This is a genomic window from Sphingomonas sp. G-3-2-10, from assembly GCF_012927115.1.
In the GTDB taxonomy this organism is placed as follows: domain Bacteria; phylum Pseudomonadota; class Alphaproteobacteria; order Sphingomonadales; family Sphingomonadaceae; genus Sphingomonas.
The window spans coordinates 247,793-267,427 of sequence record NZ_JABBFY010000002.1 but is presented as its reverse complement, the minus strand read 5'-3'; the positions used below and the strand labels follow the sequence as shown (position 1 = coordinate 267,427).

Genomic DNA, 19,635 nt, shown 5'->3' with positions numbered 1-19,635 from the left:
CCTCGCGAGCGCCACGAATCGAGGGTACGACTCGCGGTGCGTGGGGCGGGGGCTCCACATGATTGGAGAGATTCCCGATGAAGCTCGTTCTTGCCGCCGCAGCGGCTCTCGCTTGCCTGATTCCCGCCGCCGCTTCGGCCCAGAGCGCGCCTGCACCCTCGCCCGCCGCCGCAGCGGCTGCGAAGTTCAACCTCGACACGCCGATCGAAGCGCTGGTCGCCGACGAGAAGGCCAAGGCCGTCGTGACGGCCGGGCTGGGCGGGGACCCGAGCCAGCATCCGTCCTACGAGATGTTCAAGGGCATGAGCCTGCGCCAGGTGCAGCCGATGTCGGGCGGCGCGATCACCGAGGAAATGCTGACGACGATCGAGAAGGGCCTCGCCGCGATCAAGTGAGCGAGCCTCGACGAAGAAGGAAAGGGCCGGGGCGCGATCCCCGGCCCTTTTCCGTATCAGCCCTTGCGGCTGGCTTCGAACAGGAACCAGGCACGCTCCTCTGCCTGATCGGTCCAGTCGTCGACGATGCCCGAAGTGGCGTTGTCGCCGGCCGAATCGGCAGCCTCCTTCACCGCGCGGAAGCTCTCGACCAGCTTGAGATTATCGTCACGCAGTTCGGCCAGCATGTCGCCGGGGGCGACATAATCGGCGTCATTGTCCTTCAGCGTCTGGTGCCGCGCGATGTCGCCGATCGAGCGGAGCGTGACGTTGCCGGTCTTGCGCACCCGCTCGGCGATGGCATCGGTGATGCCGAGGATCTGCGCGGCCTGATCGTCGAGCAGCAAATGATAGTCGCGGAAATGCGGGCCCGAGACGTGCCAGTGGAAGTTCTTGGTCTTGAAATACAGCGCGTAGCTGTCCGCCAGCGCGCTGTTGAGCGCTTCGGCGACGGACTTGGTCGCGTTGCGGTTCAGGTCGGTCGGCGTCTGGAGCGCCTTGCTGTCTGCCATCGTCATTCTCCGTGCGAATCGGTTCGCCTTCACAACGACGAGATAGGGTGTTGGCTCCGCGCCAACTCGCGACGAATCCCGATCACAGCAATCGAACAAAGCTATTGTTGTCACGGTATCGGCCCGCTCCCCCACCCGGCCACCCATAGAATAGGCTGCCGTTGGGTGGCCGGGTGGGGGAGCGGGCCGGTACCATGATATCAAATAAGTCGCAGCGCCCCCGCGCCGATCACGGCGCCCGCGACGATGAAGATGGCGGCCATCAGCCAGCGGAACGCGCGGAAGGGGATTCGCGCCCACATCGCCTCGCCCAGCACCGCCGCGACGAAAGCGACGCCGAACGCGCCGGCAACGGCGCCGGCAAAGGCGAACCAAGGCTCGCCGCGCACCGCGAAAGCGAGAGTGAAGAACTGGGTCTGCGATCCCAGCGCGAGGCTGAACACGCCGAGAAAGGCAGTGAAGAACGATCCCAGGCCCCAGCTTTCGAGCCGGTCGGGCGTCTTTGCCGGGAACAGCGCGCCGATTCCGCCGACCACCAGCGCCACTGCGAGGAACAGCGCCTGCGCGTTCGGCGTCAGCGTCGGCGCGATGACGATGGCGCCGAGCGCGGCCAGCGCGTTGAGCCCGGCATGGGCCAGCCCCGCCGCGAACGCGACCGTCAGCGGCCGTCCGTAGCGGTCGGCGAGGATCGCGGTGAGGATCGCGGGCCGCTCGCCAAGCTGGGTCAGCAGCGCGGCGATGAAGGCGGGGACAAGGGCTTCCATGACAAGTGCGAGCCTAACCCAACATTGTTAAGGGCGCATGAGGCCCATTCGCCTTGACTTTTGGAGTCGTCTGTCGCATCCGCCGCGCCTGATAGCGGTGCGCTTGCGCGCCGCTTTTCCTTTTTACCAATTCAAGGGTTTCGGGTCATGGCCAAGCCGACCACTGTCAAGATCAAGCTCGTCAGCACGGCGGAGACCGGCTTCTTCTACGTCACCAAGAAGAATCCGCGCAACACGACCGAGAAGATGTCCTTCCGCAAGTATGACCCGGTCGTGCGCAAGCATGTCGAGTTCAAGGAAGCCAAGATCAAGTAAGCCAGCGCGCTTCGGCGCGACGGCTCTGCGGCGAATCGGCCGGGATGCGAATCCCGCCGCGCTGACCCTCTTCCCGCGCGGGGAGAGGGTTTTTCAGTTTGCGGGTGGCGTTTTCGTTCCGCTGACGTGGAAGCGGTACGGCCCGCACCCAGCGAAGCTGAATTCAGCCGGCAGGCACCAGCCCGCGCACTTCCTCCATGAAACGCGCCAGGCTGATCGGTTTGGAGACATAGGCGTTGGCGCCCGCGGCGCGGATGCGGTCCTCGTCCTCATGGCCGGCATAGGCGGTCACCGCCATGATCGGGATGCGGCGCAGATCGGCGTCGAGCTTCATCTGCTGGATCAGCTCCAGTCCGGTGACGTGCGGCATCTGGATATCCATCACCACCAGATCGGGCGCGAACTCGCGCGCGCGCGCCACCGCTTCCCGCCCGTCGGTCAGCGGCGACACTTCGAACTCATGTGCGCGCAACAGATCGCAGAAGAGCTTCAGATTGAGTTCGTTGTCCTCGACAACGAGCACCCTTTTTGCCACGCGCAGAACCTCATGATTTCGGGGACGTTCTAGGCGATGGCGGCGAGCGAGACAAACTCTGACGCCGAGGCGCTGGCGCTTTCCGCGCTGGTGTGGACGCTGGGCGATACGGCGCGGGCCAACCGGCTGCTCGACCTGACCGGGCTGAACCCGTCCGAGCTGCGCGAACGGGCAGGCGATCCGTCGCTGCTGGCCGCGACGCTGGGCTTCCTCGAATCCTACGAACCCGATCTGATCGCCTGCGCCGACGCGCTGGGCGTGAAACCCACCGAACTCGTCGCCGCGCGCGCGACGCTGGAGCATGTATGAAGCCCCTGCTGATCACCGATTGCGATGAGGTGCTGCTGCACATGGTCCGCCATTTCGGGGTGTGGCTGGACGAGGCGCACGAGATCGACTTCGCGATGGAAGGCGGTCATTTCGAGAATTCGATGACGCGCCGCGCCGATGGCAGCCGGGTGGTGCGCGAGGATATGTGGGGCCTGATCAACGGCTTCTTCCCCGCCGAGATGGGCCGCCAGACACTGGTGCCGCATGCGCGCGAAGCGCTGGCGGCGCTGGCGGAGGTGGCGGATATCGTGGTGCTGACCAATCTGGGCGATCATTGCCGCGAGCATCGCATCGCCCAGCTGGCGACGCATGGCATCGCACACCGGGTGGAGTGCAACCAAGGCGGCAAGGGCGATCCGGTCGCGCGGCTGATCGCCGAATTCTCGCCCAGTGTCGCGGTGTTCGTCGACGATCTGCCGGTGCATCACGAATCGGTCGCGAAGCACGCGCCGGAAGTGTTCCGGCTGCACATGGTATCCGAACCGGATCTGGCGCCGCACGTGCCGCCCGCGCCGTTCGCCCATGCCCGGATCGACGACTGGCAGGATGCGCAAGGCTGGATCGCCGCACGGTTCGCAGCGGGGTTGACCGCCGACGCGCAGGATGGTTGACCGCTGACCATGACGACCCAGATCGATGCGAAGCTGGCCGAACTCGGCCTTACCCTCCCCGAAGCCGCCGCGCCCGTCGCAGCCTATGTTCCCGTGGTGGAGATTGGTGGCCTGCTCCACGTCTCCGGCCAGTTGCCGTTCAAGGACGGTGCGGTGATGACCGGGCGCCTGGGCGAGGACCGTGACGTCGAGTACGGCGTCGAAGCGGCGCAGCGCTGCGGCCTGATGCTGCTGGCGCAGATCCGCAAGGCGCTGGGCGGCGACCTTCACCGCGTCGAGCGAATCGTGAAGCTGGGCGTGTTCGTGAATTCGGCGGGCAGCTTCTCGGATCAGCCCAAGATCGCCAATGGCGCGTCGGAGCTGATGGTCGCGGTGTTCGGCGAATCGGGCAAGCACGCGCGCAGCGCGGTCGGCGTGCCGGTTCTGCCGCTCAACGCCGCGGTGGAAGTGGACGCGATTGTGGCGGTTCGCCCGGTCTGAGAATGGACGAGTCGGGTCCGGCAAGCTGGACCGGCCTATGGAAACGGCCCGTTTTCCAGCCCTGCTATCCCAGGATTGCGGGCGGGAGAGCGGGCCGGCTTCGTTTTGGCGACTGCCGCATACCGGCCACATTCTGTTGCGGTGCCGCAACACTTTCGGGCTTCCTGACGTGGGACAGCATATTTTGTTGTGCGCCGCAGCGCGTTTCGGCAATGTTGCCGTGTCTGCGAAAGCGTCGCAACAAGCCCCCTCGAGGGTGCTTTAGACAGTTCGCATCGCAGGCAGCAGGCGGGAACCATCGAAATCGAACCGAAAGGACTACGATGCGTTTCTCGAAAATCATGCTCGGTGCGCTTGCGCTCGCCGGTGCTACCCCCGCGCTCGCTCAGGACGAAACCGATCCTCCCAGCGAGTTCACCATCGCCGGCGGCGCGACGGTCGTCACCGACTATCGCTTCCGCGGTTTCAGCCAGACCAGCGAAGAGCCGACGATCCAGGGCACTTTCTCGGTCACCCATGACAGCGGCCTTTACGTCGGCGTCTGGGGTTCGGGCATCTCGTTCGCCAACGGCACCGAGATCGATCTCTATGGCGGCTTCGCCAAGGAAATCGTCCCCGGCCTGACCGGCGACATCGGCGCGACCATCTATCTCTACCCGGGCGCTTCGAACAGCACCGTGATCGAGCCCTATGTCGCGCTGACCGGCACGATCGGACCGGCGACGGTCAAGGGTTCGGTGGCCTGGGCCCCGTCGGGCCAGGATTCGCTGGCCGGCTTCAGCGGCGTCTATGCCTATACCGACGTTGCGGTTGCGATCCCGTCGACCCCGCTCAAGCTGAAGGGCCATCTGGGCTATTCCGACAGCGACAGTTTCCTCGGCGGCGCCGATGGCGAAGTGCTCGACTATTCGGTCGGCGTCGAAGCCAGCTACAAGAACTTCACGCTGGGCGTGTCGTATGTGAACACCGACGAGCCGACCGCGTTCGGTTACAAGGATGCGATCGGTGCGGACGGCACCGTGCTGGTCTCGTTCGGCGCGGCTTTCTGAGCCTCGCGATAGCGTAACCTGACAAAGGGGTCGCGGAGCCGGTTCGCCGGTTTCGCGGCCCCTTCGCTTTGTGGTTCGCAGCCGGTGAAGCGGGACGGGAAACGCGGATACGAAAAGGGCCGCCCCCGGGAGGGAGCGGCCCTTTCGATTCGCAGATGCCGACGCTTATTGCGGCGTCGCGGCCTGCGCGTCCTGGCCGTCGCCTTGCGGCGCGGCGACGATGTCGCGGGTGGTCTGGCCCTTGTCGACCACGTTGGTCGTCGGGCTGCCGGCGGTGGTGCGAGCGCCCGGCTCGGCCGAGGTGCGGCCCGCCGCGTCGAGCGTGGCGTTCTCGCTCGGGCTGCGTGCAGCCGAGCCGCCGAACATCGCTTCGAGCGCCTGATTCTGCGCGCTGCCATCCTGCGGGCGCGGCGCACCGGGGGCCGGCGGGACAAGCGCGAAATCGGGCGGGATCACCAGCGGCGCGGCGCGGGCGACGGCGAACTCGTCGGGACGGGCGCGGTCGTAACCGTTCTTGCCGCAAGCCGAGAGCGAAGTTGCGACGCCCAGGGCGGCGACGATCAGAACAGACTTACGCATTGAGATTCTCCACAGGATCCTGGGTCGCACGGGGCTTCTCCCCGAAAAAGAGCGCGCGGATCAACAGGATCAGCACGCCGATGGTAATCGCGGCGTCGGCGACATTGAAGACCAAAAAGGGACGCCATGTTCCGAAGTGCAGATCGGCGAAATCGACCACGAAGCCGAGCCGGATGCGATCGAGGATGTTGCCCAGCGCGCCGCCGAGGACGAGACCGAGCGCGGCGACGTCGGGCAGCTTGCGCTCGCGCAGCATCCACCACACCACGCCGGCGGCGATCGCGCTGGTCAGGGCGACGAGGCCCCAGCGCATCACTTCGTTGCTGGCGCGCATCAGGCCCAGCGACACGCCGATATTCTCGACATAGCGCAGGTCGAAGAAGGAGAAGACCTCCTGATAGGCGCCTTCCCACGACAGGCCGAGCGTGTTCGTGACGAGATACTTCGTGCCCTGATCGATCAGGAACACCAGCACGGCCACGAGCAGCCCGATTCCACGAGTCACGTTCATTCAGTCACCACCCCGGAACAGCGGTCGCACAGAGCGCCGTCGTTCGCAACTTCGGGAAGATGCCGCCAGCACCGGCCGCATTTAAGGCGCTCGGTGGGCTGAACCGTGACCGAATCGCCGCCCTGCGTCACCTTCGAGACGATGAACAGTTCGGCCAGCGCTTCGGCGGAAAGCGGCAGCGCGGGGACGGTCACTTCGGCTTCGAGCGAAGAGCGAATCGTCTTTTCGCGGCGATAGGGCTCGATCGCTTCGGTCACCTTCTCGCGCAGGGCGCGGACCTCGGCCCAGTCGGCGCTGAGCGTGCCGGCCAGTTCGGGCAGGACGGGCCATTCGAGCATATGCACCGAACCGTCCTCGCTGGGATAGCGGGCCTGCCACACTTCCTCGGCGGTGAAGCTGATGATCGGCGCGGCATAGCGGACCAGCGCGTGGAACAGCGTGTCGAGCACGGTGCGATAGGCGCGGCGCTTCGGATCCGTGGGGGCGTCGCAATAGAGCGAATCCTTGCGGATATCGAAGAAGAAGGCCGACAGGTCTTCGTTCGCGAAATCGGTCAGTGCGCGGCTGTAGCGGTTGAACTCGAAATCATTGACCGCCTGCTTCAGTTCGGCGTCGAGCCCGGCGAGCTTGTGGAGCACATAGCGCTCCAGCTCGGGCATTTCGGCGACCGGCAGCTTTTCGGTATCGGTGAAGCCGTCGAGCGCGCCGAGCAGATAGCGGAAGGTGTTGCGCAGCTTGCGATACGCATCGCCGGTGCCCGCCAGCACTTCCTTGCCGATGCGGACATCCTCGAAATAGTCGGTCTGCGAGACCCACAGGCGGAGGATGTCCGACCCGCTCTCGCCGATGATCTTGAGCGGATCGACAACGTTGCCGAGCGACTTGGACATCTTCTTGCCCTGACCGTCGAGCGCGAAGCCGTGGGTCAGCACCGCATCATACGGCGCATGGCCGCGCGTGCCGCAGCTCTCCAGCAGCGAGGACTGGAACCAGCCGCGATGCTGGTCCGATCCTTCGAGATACAAATTGGCGCGGACGCCTTTGCCGTAGCGCTGTTCGACGACGAAGCTGTGGGTCGAGCCGGAGTCGAACCACACGTCGAGGATGTCGTTGACCACCTCATAATCGTCGAGGCTGTAGTCCGCGCCCAGCAGCTGCTGGTGATCGGCCGCGAACCATGCGTCGGCGCCGCCCGAACGGAAGGCGTCGAGGATGCGGGCGTTGACCGCCGCGTCGCGGAGATATTCGCCCGACTTGCGGTTGACGTAGATCGGGATCGGCACGCCCCATGCGCGCTGGCGGCTGATGACCCAGTCCGGGCGGCCCTCGACCATCGCGCTGATGCGGTTACGGCCCTTTTCCGGGACCCAGCGGGTTTCCTCGATCGCGGCGAGCGCGGCCTGGCGCAGCGTCGCGGTGTTCGAGCCCTGACGGGTGAGGATCGTTTCTTCCTCGGCACAGCGCGGGGCGACGCCGTCCGCGACGTTCTTGTCCATCGGGATGAACCATTGCGGAGTCGCGCGGAAGATGATCTTCGCCTTGGACCGCCACGAGTGCGGATAGCTGTGCGCGAAATCGTCCGACGCGGCGAGCAGACCGCCCGCCTCGCGCAGATCGGTGCAGATCGGGCCGTCCGACGCGGTGAACTTCTTGTTGATCACGCTGCCCTGACCGCCCAGCCACAGCCAGTCGGCGCGGTACATGCCGTCGCCCTCGACCGCGAAGACCGGATCGATCCCGTGCGCTTTGCACAGCAGGAAATCGTCCTCGCCATGATCCGGGGCCATATGGACAAGGCCCGTGCCCGCATCGGTGGTGACGAAATCGCCGGGCAGGAATGGGCGGGGCCTGGCGAAGAAGCCGCCGAGATGGTGCATCGGGTGGCGGGCGGTGGCGCCGGCGAGGTCGGAGCCTTTGAAGCTCTTCCAGTCAACTTCGCTATAGGCTTGCAGGCCCGGATTCTCCCGGCTGCACCGCGCAAAGAAGGCGCTGGCCAGTTCCTTGGCGACCAGGAAGTTTCGAGGACTGCCTCCCTCGGGCAACAGCACATACTCAACCTCCGGCCCATAAGCCAAAGCCTGGTTCACCGGGATCGTCCACGGCGTGGTCGTCCAGATCACCGCATGCGCGCCGACCAGTTCGGGGGCGTTCGGCGCCTCGGTGATCTCGAACGCCACGTCGATCTGGGTCGAGACCACGTCTTCATATTCGACCTCGGCTTCGGCCAGCGCGGTCTTTTCAACGGGCGACCACATCACCGGCTTGGCGCCGCGATAGAGCTGGCCGCTCTCGGCGAACTTCAGCAATTCGCCGGCGATGATCGCTTCGCTTTCGAAGTTCATCGTCAAATACGGGTCTTCCCAGTCGCCCATCACCCCGAGGCGCTTGAACTGCTCGCGCTGCACGCCGACCCATTTGGCGGCATAGGCGCGGCATTCGGCGCGGAACTCGGCGGGCGGCACCTCGTCCTTGTTGCGCTTCTTGTCCTTGTACTGCTTCTCGATCTGCCATTCGATCGGCAGGCCGTGACAATCCCAGCCGGGGACATACGGCGCGTCCTTGCCGAGCAGGGTCTGCGATCGGACGACGATGTCCTTGAGGATCTTGTTCATGGCGTGGCCCATGTGAATGTCGCCATTCGCATAGGGCGGACCATCGTGCAGGATGAACCGCTCGCGCCCCGCCCGCTGCTCGCGCAGCTTCTGGTAGAGGTTAATTCGCGCCCAGCGCTCGAGGATCGCCGGTTCCTTGGTGGCAAGGCCGGCCTTCATCGGGAAATCGGTCTTCGGGAGGAAGACGGTGTCGCGGAAATCTGGTGCGTCGGTCATGGAACCGCGCGGATTAGCGGGTGTGCGGTCACATTCAAAGCGCTTGTTCTCAGGAACCTTCACGGTTTCGCGCGTTTGATGTGCCAAAGGAGCCGTGACGATGCACACAGCCAGCCGCGATCGTGGCGATATGCCGAATCTGTGGGTCAACATCGCCGCGCTGGTCGGCGCGGTGCTGATCGGCAATGCGCTGATCTTCTCGCTCGGATTCGATGGCGGTTCGCTGTCGCCCGCGAAGGAAGCATGGCTCCCGCCCGGCCCGCTGGTCGGGATGATCTGGGTGGTGCAGTTCGCGCTGATGGGTGCTGCCCGCTGGCTCTATGTGCGGGATGCGCGCGATCATGGCTGGCGCGGATGGTTGCCGGTCGGGCTTGCGCTGATCTGCCTGGCCTTCCCGGTCTATACGAGCGGGCTGGCCGACCCGGCGACCGGGGCGATCGGTACGCTCGTCACGCTGGTTGCGACGCTGGCGGCGATGCTCACGCTGGGACGCCGATCGAGCGCGGCGGCATGGGCGCTGGTGCCGCTGGCGATCTGGGGCAGCTACGTCGCCTGCGTCTATTATCTGGCTTAGTCCGCCAGCAACTCGCGCGCCTTGGCGGCGTCGGCATCCATCTGGACCGTCAGCGCCTCGAGCGAATCGAACTTCGCTTCGGGGCGGAGATAGTCGATCAGCTGGATCTCGACCGTCTGGCCATACAGGTCGCCGGAGAAGTCGAAGAAGAAGGTTTCCAGCAGTTCCTCGGGCGGATCGAAGCTGGGGCGGATGCCGAGATTGGCCACGCCGTTCAGCACGCGTCCGTCGGACAGGCGGCCGCGCACGGCGTAGATGCCGTAAGCGGGGCGGAGATAATTGCCGAGCAGCATGTTGGCGGTGGGATAGCCCAACGTCCGGCCGAGCTTCGCGCCGCCGATCACTTCGCCTTCGATGGCGAAGGGGCGCGTGAGGAGATAGGCGGCTTCGCGTGGGCGGCCCTCGCGGAGCAGATCGCGGATGCGGCTGGACGAGAAGGGCACGTCGCCTTCGCCGACCGGCAGCACGGTCTCGGCGGTGAAACCCAGCCGGCTCCCAAGTTCCGCCAGTACCTGCGGATTGCCGCCGCGGCCCTTGCCGAAAGTGAAGTCGCCGCCGGTGACCACGCCCGATGCGCCGATCAGGCCGGCGAGCCGTTCCCGCGCAAATGCCTCCGCCGTCAGGCTGGCGAGTTCGGCGTCGAAGCGGAATACCAGCATCGCCTGCGCACCCGCCGCCGCGAACAGGCGCTGGCGCTGGTCGAGCGTGGTGAGACGGAAGGGCGCGGCGTCAGGCTGGAAATAGCGGCGTGGATGCGGATCGAAGGTCGCGACGATCGCGGGCACGCCGAGGGTGCGCGCACGCGCCACGGCGCGGGCGACCACCGACTGGTGCCCCAGATGAAACCCATCGAAATTGCCGAGCGCGACGATCCCGCCGCGAAGATGCGCGGGGACCGCCGAGCCGCCGTCCAGCCGCTCCATGAGCGGGGCTATAGGGGCAGCGAAGCGAAGCCGAAAGTCCCTCTCCCATTGGGAGAGGGAGGGAGCCGCCAAAGGCGGCGGGAGGGGTGAGGGCGACTGGGCGGTTCCTCCACCCTCACCCTTCCCACTCGGCTTCGCCGAGCGGGCCCCTTCCCTCTCCCAATTGGAGAGGGAAATTACATCGGCGCCAGTCCCGCGCGCAGGACGCGGAGGACATTCCCTCCCATCACCTTGCGGATCTCGTCCTGCTTGAAGCCGGCGTCCACCAGCGCTTGCGTGATCGCGATCAGCTGCGACGTGTCCCAGCCCGTCGTCACCGCCCCGTCGAAGTCGGAGCCGAGGCCGACATGATCGATGCCGACCAGCGCGCGGACATGGGCGATGGCGCGGACCACGTCGGCGGGTCTGGTCCCGCAGACGGCGGCGTCCCAATAGCCGATGCCGATCAAGCCGCCGGTCCTGGCGATGCCGCGGATTTCGTCGTCGGTCAGGTTGCGGTTGACGTTGCAGGTCGCCTGCACCCCGCCATGCGAGGAGACCAGCGGGCGGCGCGCGACGCGGAGGATGTCGGCCAGTGCGGCATGGCTCGAATGCGCCACGTCGACGACCATGCCGAGCTTTTCCATCCGCGCCAGCACCTGAAAGCCGAGCGGGGTGAGGCCGGTCTTGGCTTCGCCATGCATCGATCCGGCGACATCATTGTCGAAGAAATGTGCTAAGCCCGCCATGCGGAAGCCTGCGGCGTAGAGCTTGTCGAGATTGCCGATCTGTCCTTCGAGATCCTGCAGCCCCTCGATCGACAGCATCCCGCCGACCAGCTTGCTGTTGGTCGCGCGCGCGGTGAGCAGGTGATCGAGATCGGCCGGGGTGCGGATCACGCGAAGCTGGCCGCCCGAGCGTTCGGCGGCGCTGTGCAGCTTCTGCGAATGGTAGAGCGAGCGTTCGAGCAGCGAGTTCCACGTGCGCGGTGGCTGGAGCTGGGCGACGGTCAGCAGGGTTATATTGTCGGTCTCGCCGCTGTTCGCGTCGTAATTCTGGCCCTTGGGCGTCTTGGTGACCGACGAGAAGATCTGGAGCGCGACATTGCCTTCCTGAAGGCGCGGCAGATCGACCTGGCCACGGCTGGCGCGGTCGAGCAGGTCGCGGCGCCACATCAGCGTGTCCGAATGCATGTCGGCGATCTGGAGGCTGGCGTGGAGCTTGCGGGTGTCTTCGCTGATCCTGGGCAGTTCGGCGGGCTGCACGATGTTCATGCTGCCTTCGACATAGGCAGGCGCGACGCCGAAGAACCCGATTGCGCCGAGCGCGAGCACGCCCCCGGCGATCCACGGCCATTTTTTCATGCTTACCCCTCCCGGCGTTCCAGTCGCACGAAGCTATAGGCCGGGCGGCCCCCTTCGCTGGCGTGATCTTCGCGTGAGACTTCGCGCCATTCAAGGGGATCGAATGCGGGGACGGTGGCGTCGCCTTCGACGTCGCCATGCACTTCGGTGAGTTCGATCGCGCCGGTTTGGGACAGGAAGATCGCGAAAACCTCCGCGCCGCCGATGATCGCGATATCGCCGGGACCGGCAAGGGCGAGGGCTTGCTCGGGCGTGCGCGCGACTTCGGCACCTTCGGCCTGCCACGCGGTATCGCGCGTGAGGACGATGTGACGGCGGCCGGGCAGGGGGCTGGGAAAGCTCTCGAAGGTCTTGCGGCCCATCACCATCGGCTTGCCCATCGTCTGGGCCTTGAACCGCTTCAGATCGGCGGGGAGCCGCCACGGGAGCTGGCCGTCGCGGCCGATCACGCCGTTATCGGCGCGGGCAAGGTGGAAGGTGAGGGTCATCTAGTCCCCCTCCCGCAAGCGGAAGGGGAGATCATACCGCCACCGGCGCCTTGATGTGCGCTTGCGCGACATAATCGTGGATCGCGAAATCCTCATAGTCATAGCCGTCGATCGAGTCGGGCTTGCGCAGGATTTCGAGGCGGGGCAGCGGGCCGGGGTCGCGGGACAGCTGTTCGCGGGCCTGTTCGAGATGGTTCGAATAGAGATGGCAATCGCCGCCGGTCCATACGAAGTCGCCGACTTCGAGGCCCGCCTGCTGCGCGAGGATATGGGTTAGCAGGGCGTAGCTGGCGATGTTGAAGGGGACGCCTAGGAAGATGTCGGCCGAGCGCTGATAGAGTTGCAGCGACAGCTTGCCATTGGCGACATGGGTCTGGAACAGGCAGTGGCACGGGGCCAGCGCCATCGCGTGGAGTTCGCCAGGGTTCCACGCGCTGACGACCTGACGGCGCGAGCCGGGATTGTTGCGAATCGTGTCGAGCAGCTCCGCGATCTGGTCGATATGGCGGCCGTCCGCCGCCTCCCAGTCGCGCCATTGCTTGCCATAGACCGGACCGAGATCGCCATTCTCGTCGGCCCATTCGTCCCAGATCGAGCATTTGCGCTCCTGCAGCCAGCGGACATTGGTGTCGCCGCGCAGGAACCACAGCAGCTCGACGATGATCGCGCGGGTGAACAGCTTCTTGGTGGTGAGCAGGGGGAAGCCCTTGCCCAGGTCGAAGCGCATCTGGTGGCCGAACACGCTGCGCGTGCCGGTGCCGGTGCGGTCCATCTGTTCGGCGCCGTCGTTGAGCGCGCGGGCCATGAGATCGAGATACTGACGCATTGCTCCAGCCTAGCCGCGGCGCGCAATCGCGCCAAGCGGGGCGGATGCATCCGTTGTGGATGAAAGTGCGTCCAAACCGGTCGTCCGGGGTCCGAAATCGAGCAGACTGTCGACGACGCCGGACCTGACTCTGGCAGTCCGTCCCGATGGACGAGCCGAGACGTATCCGTGACGCGAATGCCGCGTCGTCACTGTTCGCGCCGATCGCTGACGAAGCGATCGAAGTTGCGATGTTCGCCTATCTCGGGCCGGGGCAGGAATTGCTGGGGATGCGGCAGGCGCGCTCGGCTTCGCGCGATATGATGGACCTGCCGATCCGCGAGGTGGTCAAGGATGCGCTGGCGTTCGGCGCGACGGGCGTGGTGATGGCGCACAACCATCCCGGCGGCGATCCGGAGCCGAGCGCGGGCGACCGCGATGCGACGCGGAAGATGGCGCGGGCGCTCGATCCGCTGGGGATCCGGTTGCTCGATCATCTGGTGATAACGCGCGACGGCGCGGTGAGCTTTCGCGAACTGGGGCTGCTCTAGGCTTCGGGCAGCCAGCGGGCGAGCAGCGGGAAGAGCGAAGGCGTGTCAGTCTGCGCCGAAGCGGCGAGGCCGATATAATGATGGCCGGGTTCGCTATTGCCCTCGAGCATCACCGGGCCGCCGGGCGTGAGGATGAACTCCCAGGCGACCATCGGCAGTCCGTCGAACATTGCCGCGCAGGCCAGCGCCATCCGCCGGGCCTCCTCATATCCGGGAACGGGCTTCCCGCTCCAGCCGGAGGCGCGGGCAAGCGGCTCGGGGAAGCGGAAGCCGAACTGCATCTCGCCCGAATCGATTGCGACGGGGATGATCCGCGAGTTGGGGCGCGCGCCGATGGAGACTTCGCGCGGGACCGAGGTCGACAGCACCGCCGAATGGATCATCGGCACGCCACCCTGCGGCCCGCGCAAGGTGTGGATGCGCAGCACAGGCGGGCGGAGCGTGGCGAATTCGGCGAGCTCCGGCGCGGCGGTCAGGCGCTCCTGCACGATCAGGTCGTCATTGCGCAGCGCGAGTTCGAGCAGCGCGGCGACGAAGCCCGCATCGCGATCGGTGCCGTTGATCCGCCACGCGCCGTCGTCGAGCCGGTCGAGCGCCAGGGTGAAGCGCGATGCGGCGCCGTGGCGCGGCTTTGCGAACAGGGCGTCCGGACCCGGCGGCAGGCTGCGCACCGCCGCACCGCGCGGGATCAGCGCGACTTGCTTCGGAAAGCGGATGCCGGCGGTGCTGAGGGCCTCGACGGTGGCGATCTTGTCGCCGAGCAGCTTGCGCTGATCCTCGACCGCGAGCGCGGCGAGAGTCTTGCTGAGGGCGCGCGACGATAGCGGCCGGGCGGGCGCGACCAGCAGGTAGCGCCAGCAATAGGCCTCCCATGGCGGCATGCCGGTAAGGCAGGCATCGGCGAACAGGCGGATCGTCCGGCCGCGCCCGATTCGGTTCCGGCCGGCAAAGGCGCGCGCCAGCGGGAGCGCCTTCGCACACCACAGGATGCGGGCGACCAGGATGCCGAACGGGCGGAGCGGCCAGGGAATGCGGCCCCAGATGCGGCGCGTGGCCCAGCGGTGCAGGCGGCGGGCATCTGCATCGCCCGGCTGCAGGAAACCGCGCCCGTCGATCGGCAATTCGCGCCAGAGCCGCTTGAACGGGGAATTCAGATTCGGGCGGCCCGCGCCCATGCTCGCCACTAGCCCTTGGGCGCCGGCGCGCGCCCACTCTTGCAGGGCTTGATCGTCTGCGGCTCGGGGCGTTCGCCGCTGGCTTCGAAGATGGCGAGATAGCCGCCCGCAGAGGGCATCTTCTGCATCGCGACCTGGACATAGCCGACCGCGGCGAACTCGCATTTGAGCAGTTCGGGCGGGGTGCCGTGTTCGTCGGTGGGTCGATTGGCGTCGACCACGATCACCTGCCCGCCGGTACGCAGCGAGGGGCGCATCCGCCACAGGAACTCGTAGGGGCTCTCGATCTCGTGATACATGTGCACCATCAGCACCCGATCGAAGCTGTTTTCGGGCAGGCGCGGATCGGCGGGGAGACCGAGCCGGACGCTGACATTGTCGAGCCGCTCGCGCGCGACGCGGGTGGCGAGCGTGTCGCGGACCTGCGGCACGATATCCTCGGCCAGCACGCGCCCATCCTCGCCGACGCGAGCTGCGAGACGGATCGTATAATAGCCCTCGCCTGCGCCGATATCGGCGACGGTCATGCCTTTCTTGATGCCGGCGCGGTCCATCACCGTCTCGGCTTCGTTCAGCCGGTCGCGCGATTCCTCGTCTGACCAGCGCGCGGAGACGATCGTGGCGACCGGACGGTCTGCGGCGGGGAAGCCGTATTTGGGTTCGGCCGGCTTGCGTACGTTGCCCGGCCCGGCGTCACAGGCGCCGAGCGTCAGGATCGTCAGGCAGAGTGCGGCCGCGCCACGAATCAATCGACATCCTCCACATCGACCTTCTCCCCGGTCACGCGCTGCGAGAGCGCGGCCGCCATGAACGGATCGAGATCGCCATCGAGCACATCGGCGGGCGCAGTGGAAGTGGCCCCGGTACGAAGGTCCTTCACCAGCTGATAGGGCTGGAGGACATAGGAGCGGATCTGGTGGCCCCAGCCGATATCGGTCTTGGTCGCGTTCTCGGCATTGGCGGCCTGTTCGCGGATCGCCAGTTCGCGCTCGTACAGACGGGCGCGAAGCTGGTTATAGGCTTCGGCCTTGTTCTTGTGCTGCGAGCGCTGGTTCTGACACTGTACGACGATGCCGGTCGGAATGTGCGTGATGCGCACCGCCGAATCGGTGGTGTTGATGTGCTGGCCGCCCGCGCCGGACGCCCGGTACGTGTCGATGCGCAGGTCGCTTTCGTTGTACTCGACCTCGATATTGTCGTCGATCACCGGATAGACCCACACCGACGAGAAGCTGGTGTGGCGCCGCGCCGCGCTGTCGTACGGCGATATCCGGACGAGGCGGTGCACGCCGCTTTCGGTCTTGGAATAGCCATAGGCATTCTCGCCCTTGATCAGCAAAGTCGCCGACTTGATGCCCGCCTGCTCGCCGGCGTGATAGTCGATCAGCTCGACCTTCATCCCGTGACGCTCGGCCCAGCGCGTGTACATGCGCTGGAGCATGCCGGCCCAGTCCTGGCTTTCGGTGCCGCCCGCGCCCGAGTTGATCTCGATATAGGTGTCGTTGGCATCGGCTTCGCCCGACAGCAGCGCCTTCACCTTGTCGCCCTCGGCACGCTTTGCGAGTGCATCTAGCGCGGCGATCCCTTCGTCGATCATCTCCTGATCGCCTTCGGCTTCAGCCATCTCGATCAGTTCGGCGGTGTCGTTCAGCTCGCTCTCGATCGCGCGGGTGGCGGTGATCGCTTCGTCGAGGCGGCGGCGTTCGCGCATCACGTCCTGCGCCGCCTTCGCATCGTTCCACAGGGTCGGATCCTCGACGCGCGCGTTCAACTCGTCGAGCCGGCGCAGCGCACGGTCCCAGTCGAGAAACCGGCGCAGCAGCGCGAGCGCGGCGTTGATCTTGTCGGCATTCGCCTGCGCTTCGGCGCGCATGTCTATTCTCCAAAACGATACTTTGCGGACGCGCCTCTACGTCCGCGCATCGCACATATGGCGACGTCGGCTGCCCCCTACCAGCAGCATGGGCGTTTAGGAAAGGGCGGCGTCAGGCCGCGCGGAGGATTTCCGCGGGCAGCGACGAGGGCGGCGGCGGCGCGACGGTCACGAATGTGGCCGACGGCGGCGGCGGCGCAGCGGTGACCGCCAGCGAGGAGGGCGGGGGCGGCGCTGCCGTCACCAGCTCGAACAGCGGCTGCGGCGACGAGGGCGGCGGCGGCGCCGCGACAGCCGAAGGCGGAGGCGGCGCAGCGCCCGGTGCGACGACGTCGAGCATCGTGATTTCTGTCAGTTCGTAAAGTCGGGTCGTCATGCCAGTTCCTCCCCTTGGAGATCAGTAGATACCACCTTCGCGCTGCAGGAACTCGCTGTCATCCTGTTTTTCTTCGCGGCGCTCGGTTTTCTTGACGGTTTTGGGCGCTTCTTCCTCTTCGGGACGGTTGCGGCGAAGCTCGTCGTCATTCTGCGGCTTGAAGGCTTCCCAGATCACGGCGGCCTTGGGATCGCTGCCCGGCCAGCTGCCATAGACCCGCTTGCCGCTCATCCGGTCGATGCGGACCATGCGGACGCCGGCGGGCGCGATGAAGGGCAGGGGCTCGAGATTCTCGTACGCCTTGACCGCGAACTGCTTGAAGATCGGCGCGGCGATCGAGCCGCCCTGCGCATAGCCGCCCAGGTTGGTCGGCGTGTCGTAGCCGATATAGAGGCCGGCCATCAGCTGCGGGCTGCCGCCGACGAACCACACGTCGGTCGGGCCCGAGGTCGTGCCGGTCTTGCCCATCAGCGGGCGGTTGAGATCGCGCAGCACGGTCGCGGTGCCGCGCTGGATCACGCCCTCGGCGATATGGACCATCTGATAGGCGCTCATCGCCTCGACCACCTGTCGCGCGCGGCTGACCGGACGCGGCATCGGCTTGCCGTCCCAATCGGGCATGTTGCAGCCGTCGCAGGCGCGCCAGTTATCGGGCCAGATCACTTCGCCGCGGCGGTTCTGGACGAAATCGATCAGCGACGGATTGAGCGCACGGCCATTGTTCACGAGGATCGAATAGGCGTTGACCATGCGGATCACGGTCGTCTCGCCCGCGCCCAGCGCATAGCTGAGATAGGGCGGGAATTTCTGCTTCGAGACGCCGATCCGCTGGATCAGGTCGACGACATTGTCCATGCCGACTTCGTTGGCGATCTGCACGGTCATCAGGTTGCGCGACTGTTCGAGGCCCCAGCGCATCGTTTTCGGGCCCGCGCCCGCAGTGCCGCCGAAGTTTCGGAAGCATTTCTTGCCGAGCTGCGCGCCCTGCCAGACGCAGAAGGGGGCGTCGTTGATGATCGTGGCGGGGGTCATCCCCTGTTCCAGCGCGGCGGCATAGACGATCGGCTTGATCGTCGATCCCGGCTGGCGCTGGGCCTGTGTCGCGCGGTTGAACGACTGGATGCGCGAATCGAACCCGCCCTGCATCGCGAGGATGCGGCCGGTGCGGGGATCCTCGACCACCATGCCGCCCGACACCTTGGGCACGCTGCGCAGCGCGAAGGCGCCGCCCTGGGGCGCGACGGCAAGGATGTCACCGGGCTTGATCGCGTTGAAGGCTTCGCCGCCCTGGCCGCGCACGGGCATCGAGGCGAGGCCGCGCGGCATGATGCCGGTCTGTCCGTTCTCGAAGCCGAGCTTCCACGAATCGCCGGTGCGCGAGATCGCGATCGCCGACCGCCAATCCTCGTAATCGAGGCCGATATTGGTGTTGAGCAGCGCCTGTTGCCAATTGTCGCCGCGAATCTCGGTCTTGCCGATCGCGCCGGACCAGCCGCGGCCGCGCTCGAAGCGGATCAGGCCGTCGCGAAGCGCCTTCTGTGCCTCCAGCTGGAGCACGGGATCGAGCGAGGTGCGCACCCACAGGCCGCCCGAATAGACGCTGTAGGGGCTGTTGCCGTTTTCGTTGGTCTCGCCAAACTTGTCGATCAGCTGGCGGCGGACTTCCTCGACGAAATAGCCGCCGACGCGCTCGAACTTGGGGGTCTGGCGCGGCACGGTGCCCAGCGGTTCGGCGACCGCCGCGTCACGCTCGGCCTTGGTGATGAAGCCGTTGTCGAGCATCTGTCCGAGCACCCAGTTGCGGCGATCGAGCGCGCGCTGGGTGTTGCGATCGGGATCGTAATTGGCCGGCCCCTTGGGCAGGATCGCCAGATAGGCCATCTGGGCGAGCGAGAGCTGTTTCAGGTCCTTGCCGAAATAGGCATGGGACGCGGCGTCGACGCCGCCCGCGTTGCGGCCCAGCTCGATCGAATTGAGGTACAGCTCGAGGATCTGCGGCTTGGTCAGCGTGCCTTCGATCCGCCACGCCAGGATCGCTTCGCGCAGCTTGCGGACATAGCTGACTTCGTTGCCGACCAGCAGGTTCTTGGCGACCTGCTGGGTGATGGTCGATGCGCCGACCTGGCGGCCGCTGGTGGTCAGGTTGCGGAAGACCGCCGAGATGATGCCCGGATAGTCGACGCCGTGATGCTCGAAGAAGGTACGGTCCTCGGCGGCGAGATAGGCGTTGACCAGCTGCTTGGGATATTCGGCATAGCTCAGCTGGACCCGGCGTTCGCGGGCATAGCTGTGGATCGGCACGCCCTCGACCGAGCGGACATAGGTGGGCAGCGGCGGTTCGTAATTCTTGAGCGTCTCGACCGAAGGCAGATGCCGCGCGACGAGCAGCCAGACGAGGAACCAGAAAATCCCCGCGAGCAGCGCGAGAATCGCGATCGTGCGGAACCACCAGCGATTGTGGACGCGAAGGTACCAGCCCCTGATACCGCCGATCTCACGCGTGATTCGCAGCTTTACGTTGGAAAGATCGGTGTCGGCCATGCGAGGGGCGGTTTAGCAAGATTCGCGCGCGATGAAAG

Annotated in this window: 23 protein-coding genes; 8 read left to right on the top strand and 15 right to left on the bottom strand. The window is 66.2% G+C overall.

The features are described from left to right. Positions 1-77 precede the first annotated feature (77 nt). Positions 78-395: a hypothetical protein gene (locus tag HHL13_RS17885; RefSeq protein WP_169557309.1), complete on the top strand. Its 318-nt coding sequence runs from the start codon at positions 78-80 to the stop codon at positions 393-395. A gap of 56 nt (positions 396-451) precedes the next feature. On the opposite strand, the gene HHL13_RS17880 is transcribed toward HHL13_RS17885, so the two are convergent. Together HHL13_RS17880 and HHL13_RS17875 are read right to left on the bottom strand one after the other, a co-directional pair. Beyond that, on the bottom strand, positions 452-952 hold the full coding sequence (locus HHL13_RS17880) for a DNA starvation/stationary phase protection protein (RefSeq protein ID WP_169557308.1): 501 nt from the start codon (positions 950-952) through the stop codon (positions 452-454). 194 nt (positions 953-1,146) lie between these two features. Next, positions 1,147-1,710, bottom strand: a complete 564-nt coding sequence (locus HHL13_RS17875) for a TMEM165/GDT1 family protein (RefSeq protein ID WP_169557307.1) — start codon at positions 1,708-1,710, stop codon at positions 1,147-1,149. A 147-nt stretch (positions 1,711-1,857) separates the two neighbouring features. On the opposite strand from HHL13_RS17875, the gene rpmG reads away from it, so the two are divergent. Beyond that, positions 1,858-2,025, top strand: a complete 168-nt coding sequence (rpmG, locus tag HHL13_RS17870) for a 50S ribosomal protein L33 (RefSeq protein WP_169557306.1) — start codon at positions 1,858-1,860, stop codon at positions 2,023-2,025. A gap of 163 nt (positions 2,026-2,188) precedes the next feature. Here the strand turns inward: rpmG and HHL13_RS17865 are convergent, their stop codons facing one another. After that, complete coding sequence (locus HHL13_RS17865) at positions 2,189-2,560, bottom strand: response regulator (RefSeq protein WP_169557305.1); 372 nt, start codon at positions 2,558-2,560, stop codon at positions 2,189-2,191. 36 nt (positions 2,561-2,596) lie between these two features. Here HHL13_RS17865 and HHL13_RS17860 point away from each other — a divergent pair, with 36 nt between their 5' ends. The 4 genes from HHL13_RS17860 (at position 2,597) to HHL13_RS17845 (ending at position 5,030) form a co-directional block, all read left to right on the top strand. Continuing rightward, complete coding sequence (locus HHL13_RS17860; protein ID WP_169557304.1) at positions 2,597-2,869, top strand: DUF3572 domain-containing protein; 273 nt, start codon at positions 2,597-2,599, stop codon at positions 2,867-2,869. Beyond that, positions 2,866-3,501 carry an HAD family hydrolase gene (locus HHL13_RS17855; RefSeq protein ID WP_169557303.1) on the top strand — a complete coding sequence of 212 codons (636 nt, stop codon included), beginning with the start codon at positions 2,866-2,868 and terminating at the stop codon, positions 3,499-3,501. The genes HHL13_RS17860 and HHL13_RS17855 overlap by 4 nt, the downstream gene beginning before the upstream one ends. Positions 3,502-3,510: 9 nt before the next feature. Continuing rightward, complete coding sequence (locus HHL13_RS17850; RefSeq protein ID WP_169557302.1) at positions 3,511-3,981, top strand: RidA family protein; 471 nt, start codon at positions 3,511-3,513, stop codon at positions 3,979-3,981. A 323-nt stretch (positions 3,982-4,304) separates the two neighbouring features. Further along, positions 4,305-5,030, top strand: a complete 726-nt coding sequence (locus HHL13_RS17845) for a TorF family putative porin (RefSeq protein WP_169557301.1) — start codon at positions 4,305-4,307, stop codon at positions 5,028-5,030. 165 nt (positions 5,031-5,195) lie between these two features. On the opposite strand, the gene HHL13_RS17840 is transcribed toward HHL13_RS17845, so the two are convergent. The 3 genes from HHL13_RS17840 to ileS are packed head-to-tail and all read right to left on the bottom strand — an operon-like array spanning position 5,196 to position 8,948. Continuing rightward, entirely contained in the window at positions 5,196-5,609 is a 414-nt protein-coding gene (locus HHL13_RS17840; protein ID WP_169557300.1) for a DUF3035 domain-containing protein, read from the bottom strand. Continuing rightward, positions 5,602-6,120 (bottom strand): signal peptidase II, encoded by a 519-nt coding sequence (gene lspA / locus HHL13_RS17835; RefSeq protein WP_169557299.1) that lies wholly within the window; start codon positions 6,118-6,120, stop codon positions 5,602-5,604. Before lspA ends, HHL13_RS17840 begins: the two co-directional genes overlap by 8 nt. Beyond that, a complete protein-coding gene (gene ileS / locus HHL13_RS17830; protein WP_169557298.1) occupies positions 6,117-8,948 on the bottom strand; it encodes an isoleucine--tRNA ligase in 2,832 nt (943 codons plus the stop codon). Before ileS ends, lspA begins: the two co-directional genes overlap by 4 nt. A 100-nt stretch (positions 8,949-9,048) precedes the next feature. On the opposite strand from ileS, the gene HHL13_RS17825 reads away from it, so the two are divergent. Beyond that, entirely contained in the window at positions 9,049-9,522 is a 474-nt protein-coding gene (locus HHL13_RS17825; RefSeq protein WP_169557297.1) for a tryptophan-rich sensory protein, read from the top strand. Here the strand turns inward: HHL13_RS17825 and HHL13_RS17820 are convergent. The 4 genes from HHL13_RS17820 to HHL13_RS17805 form a co-directional block, all read right to left on the bottom strand. Beyond that, on the bottom strand, positions 9,519-10,445 hold the full coding sequence (locus HHL13_RS17820) for a bifunctional riboflavin kinase/FAD synthetase (protein ID WP_169557296.1): 927 nt from the start codon (positions 10,443-10,445) through the stop codon (positions 9,519-9,521). The genes HHL13_RS17825 and HHL13_RS17820 overlap by 4 nt on opposite strands. A 176-nt stretch (positions 10,446-10,621) precedes the next feature. Next, on the bottom strand, positions 10,622-11,788 hold the full coding sequence (locus HHL13_RS17815; protein ID WP_169557295.1) for a dipeptidase: 1,167 nt from the start codon (positions 11,786-11,788) through the stop codon (positions 10,622-10,624). Positions 11,789-11,790: 2 nt separating this feature from the next. Further along, a complete protein-coding gene (locus tag HHL13_RS17810; RefSeq protein ID WP_169557294.1) occupies positions 11,791-12,276 on the bottom strand; it encodes a dihydrofolate reductase in 486 nt (161 codons plus the stop codon). Positions 12,277-12,307: 31 nt separating this feature from the next. Continuing rightward, positions 12,308-13,102, bottom strand: a complete 795-nt coding sequence (locus HHL13_RS17805; protein WP_169557293.1) for a thymidylate synthase — start codon at positions 13,100-13,102, stop codon at positions 12,308-12,310. Between the two features lie 146 nt (positions 13,103-13,248). Between HHL13_RS17805 and HHL13_RS17800 the strand changes: the two genes are divergently transcribed. Further along, positions 13,249-13,632 (top strand): JAB domain-containing protein, encoded by a 384-nt coding sequence (locus HHL13_RS17800; protein ID WP_169557292.1) that lies wholly within the window; start codon positions 13,249-13,251, stop codon positions 13,630-13,632. On the opposite strand, the gene HHL13_RS17795 is transcribed toward HHL13_RS17800, so the two are convergent. The 5 genes from HHL13_RS17795 to HHL13_RS17775 form a co-directional block, all read right to left on the bottom strand. Further along, entirely contained in the window at positions 13,629-14,807 is a 1,179-nt protein-coding gene (locus HHL13_RS17795; RefSeq protein ID WP_169557291.1) for a hypothetical protein, read from the bottom strand. The genes HHL13_RS17800 and HHL13_RS17795 overlap by 4 nt on opposite strands. Positions 14,808-14,815: 8 nt before the next feature. Then, positions 14,816-15,556 carry a methyltransferase domain-containing protein gene (locus tag HHL13_RS17790; protein ID WP_169557290.1) on the bottom strand — a complete coding sequence of 247 codons (741 nt, stop codon included), beginning with the start codon at positions 15,554-15,556 and terminating at the stop codon, positions 14,816-14,818. Beyond that, positions 15,553-16,680 carry a peptide chain release factor 2 gene (gene prfB / locus HHL13_RS17785; protein WP_169557289.1) on the bottom strand — a complete coding sequence of 376 codons (1,128 nt, stop codon included), beginning with the start codon at positions 16,678-16,680 and terminating at the stop codon, positions 15,553-15,555. The genes HHL13_RS17790 and prfB overlap by 4 nt, the downstream gene beginning before the upstream one ends. A 112-nt stretch (positions 16,681-16,792) precedes the next feature. Beyond that, on the bottom strand, positions 16,793-17,056 hold the full coding sequence (locus tag HHL13_RS17780) for a hypothetical protein (RefSeq protein WP_169557288.1): 264 nt from the start codon (positions 17,054-17,056) through the stop codon (positions 16,793-16,795). A 21-nt stretch (positions 17,057-17,077) separates the two neighbouring features. Further along, positions 17,078-19,597, bottom strand: a complete 2,520-nt coding sequence (locus HHL13_RS17775; RefSeq protein ID WP_169557287.1) for a transglycosylase domain-containing protein — start codon at positions 19,595-19,597, stop codon at positions 17,078-17,080. Positions 19,598-19,635 lie beyond the last annotated feature (38 nt).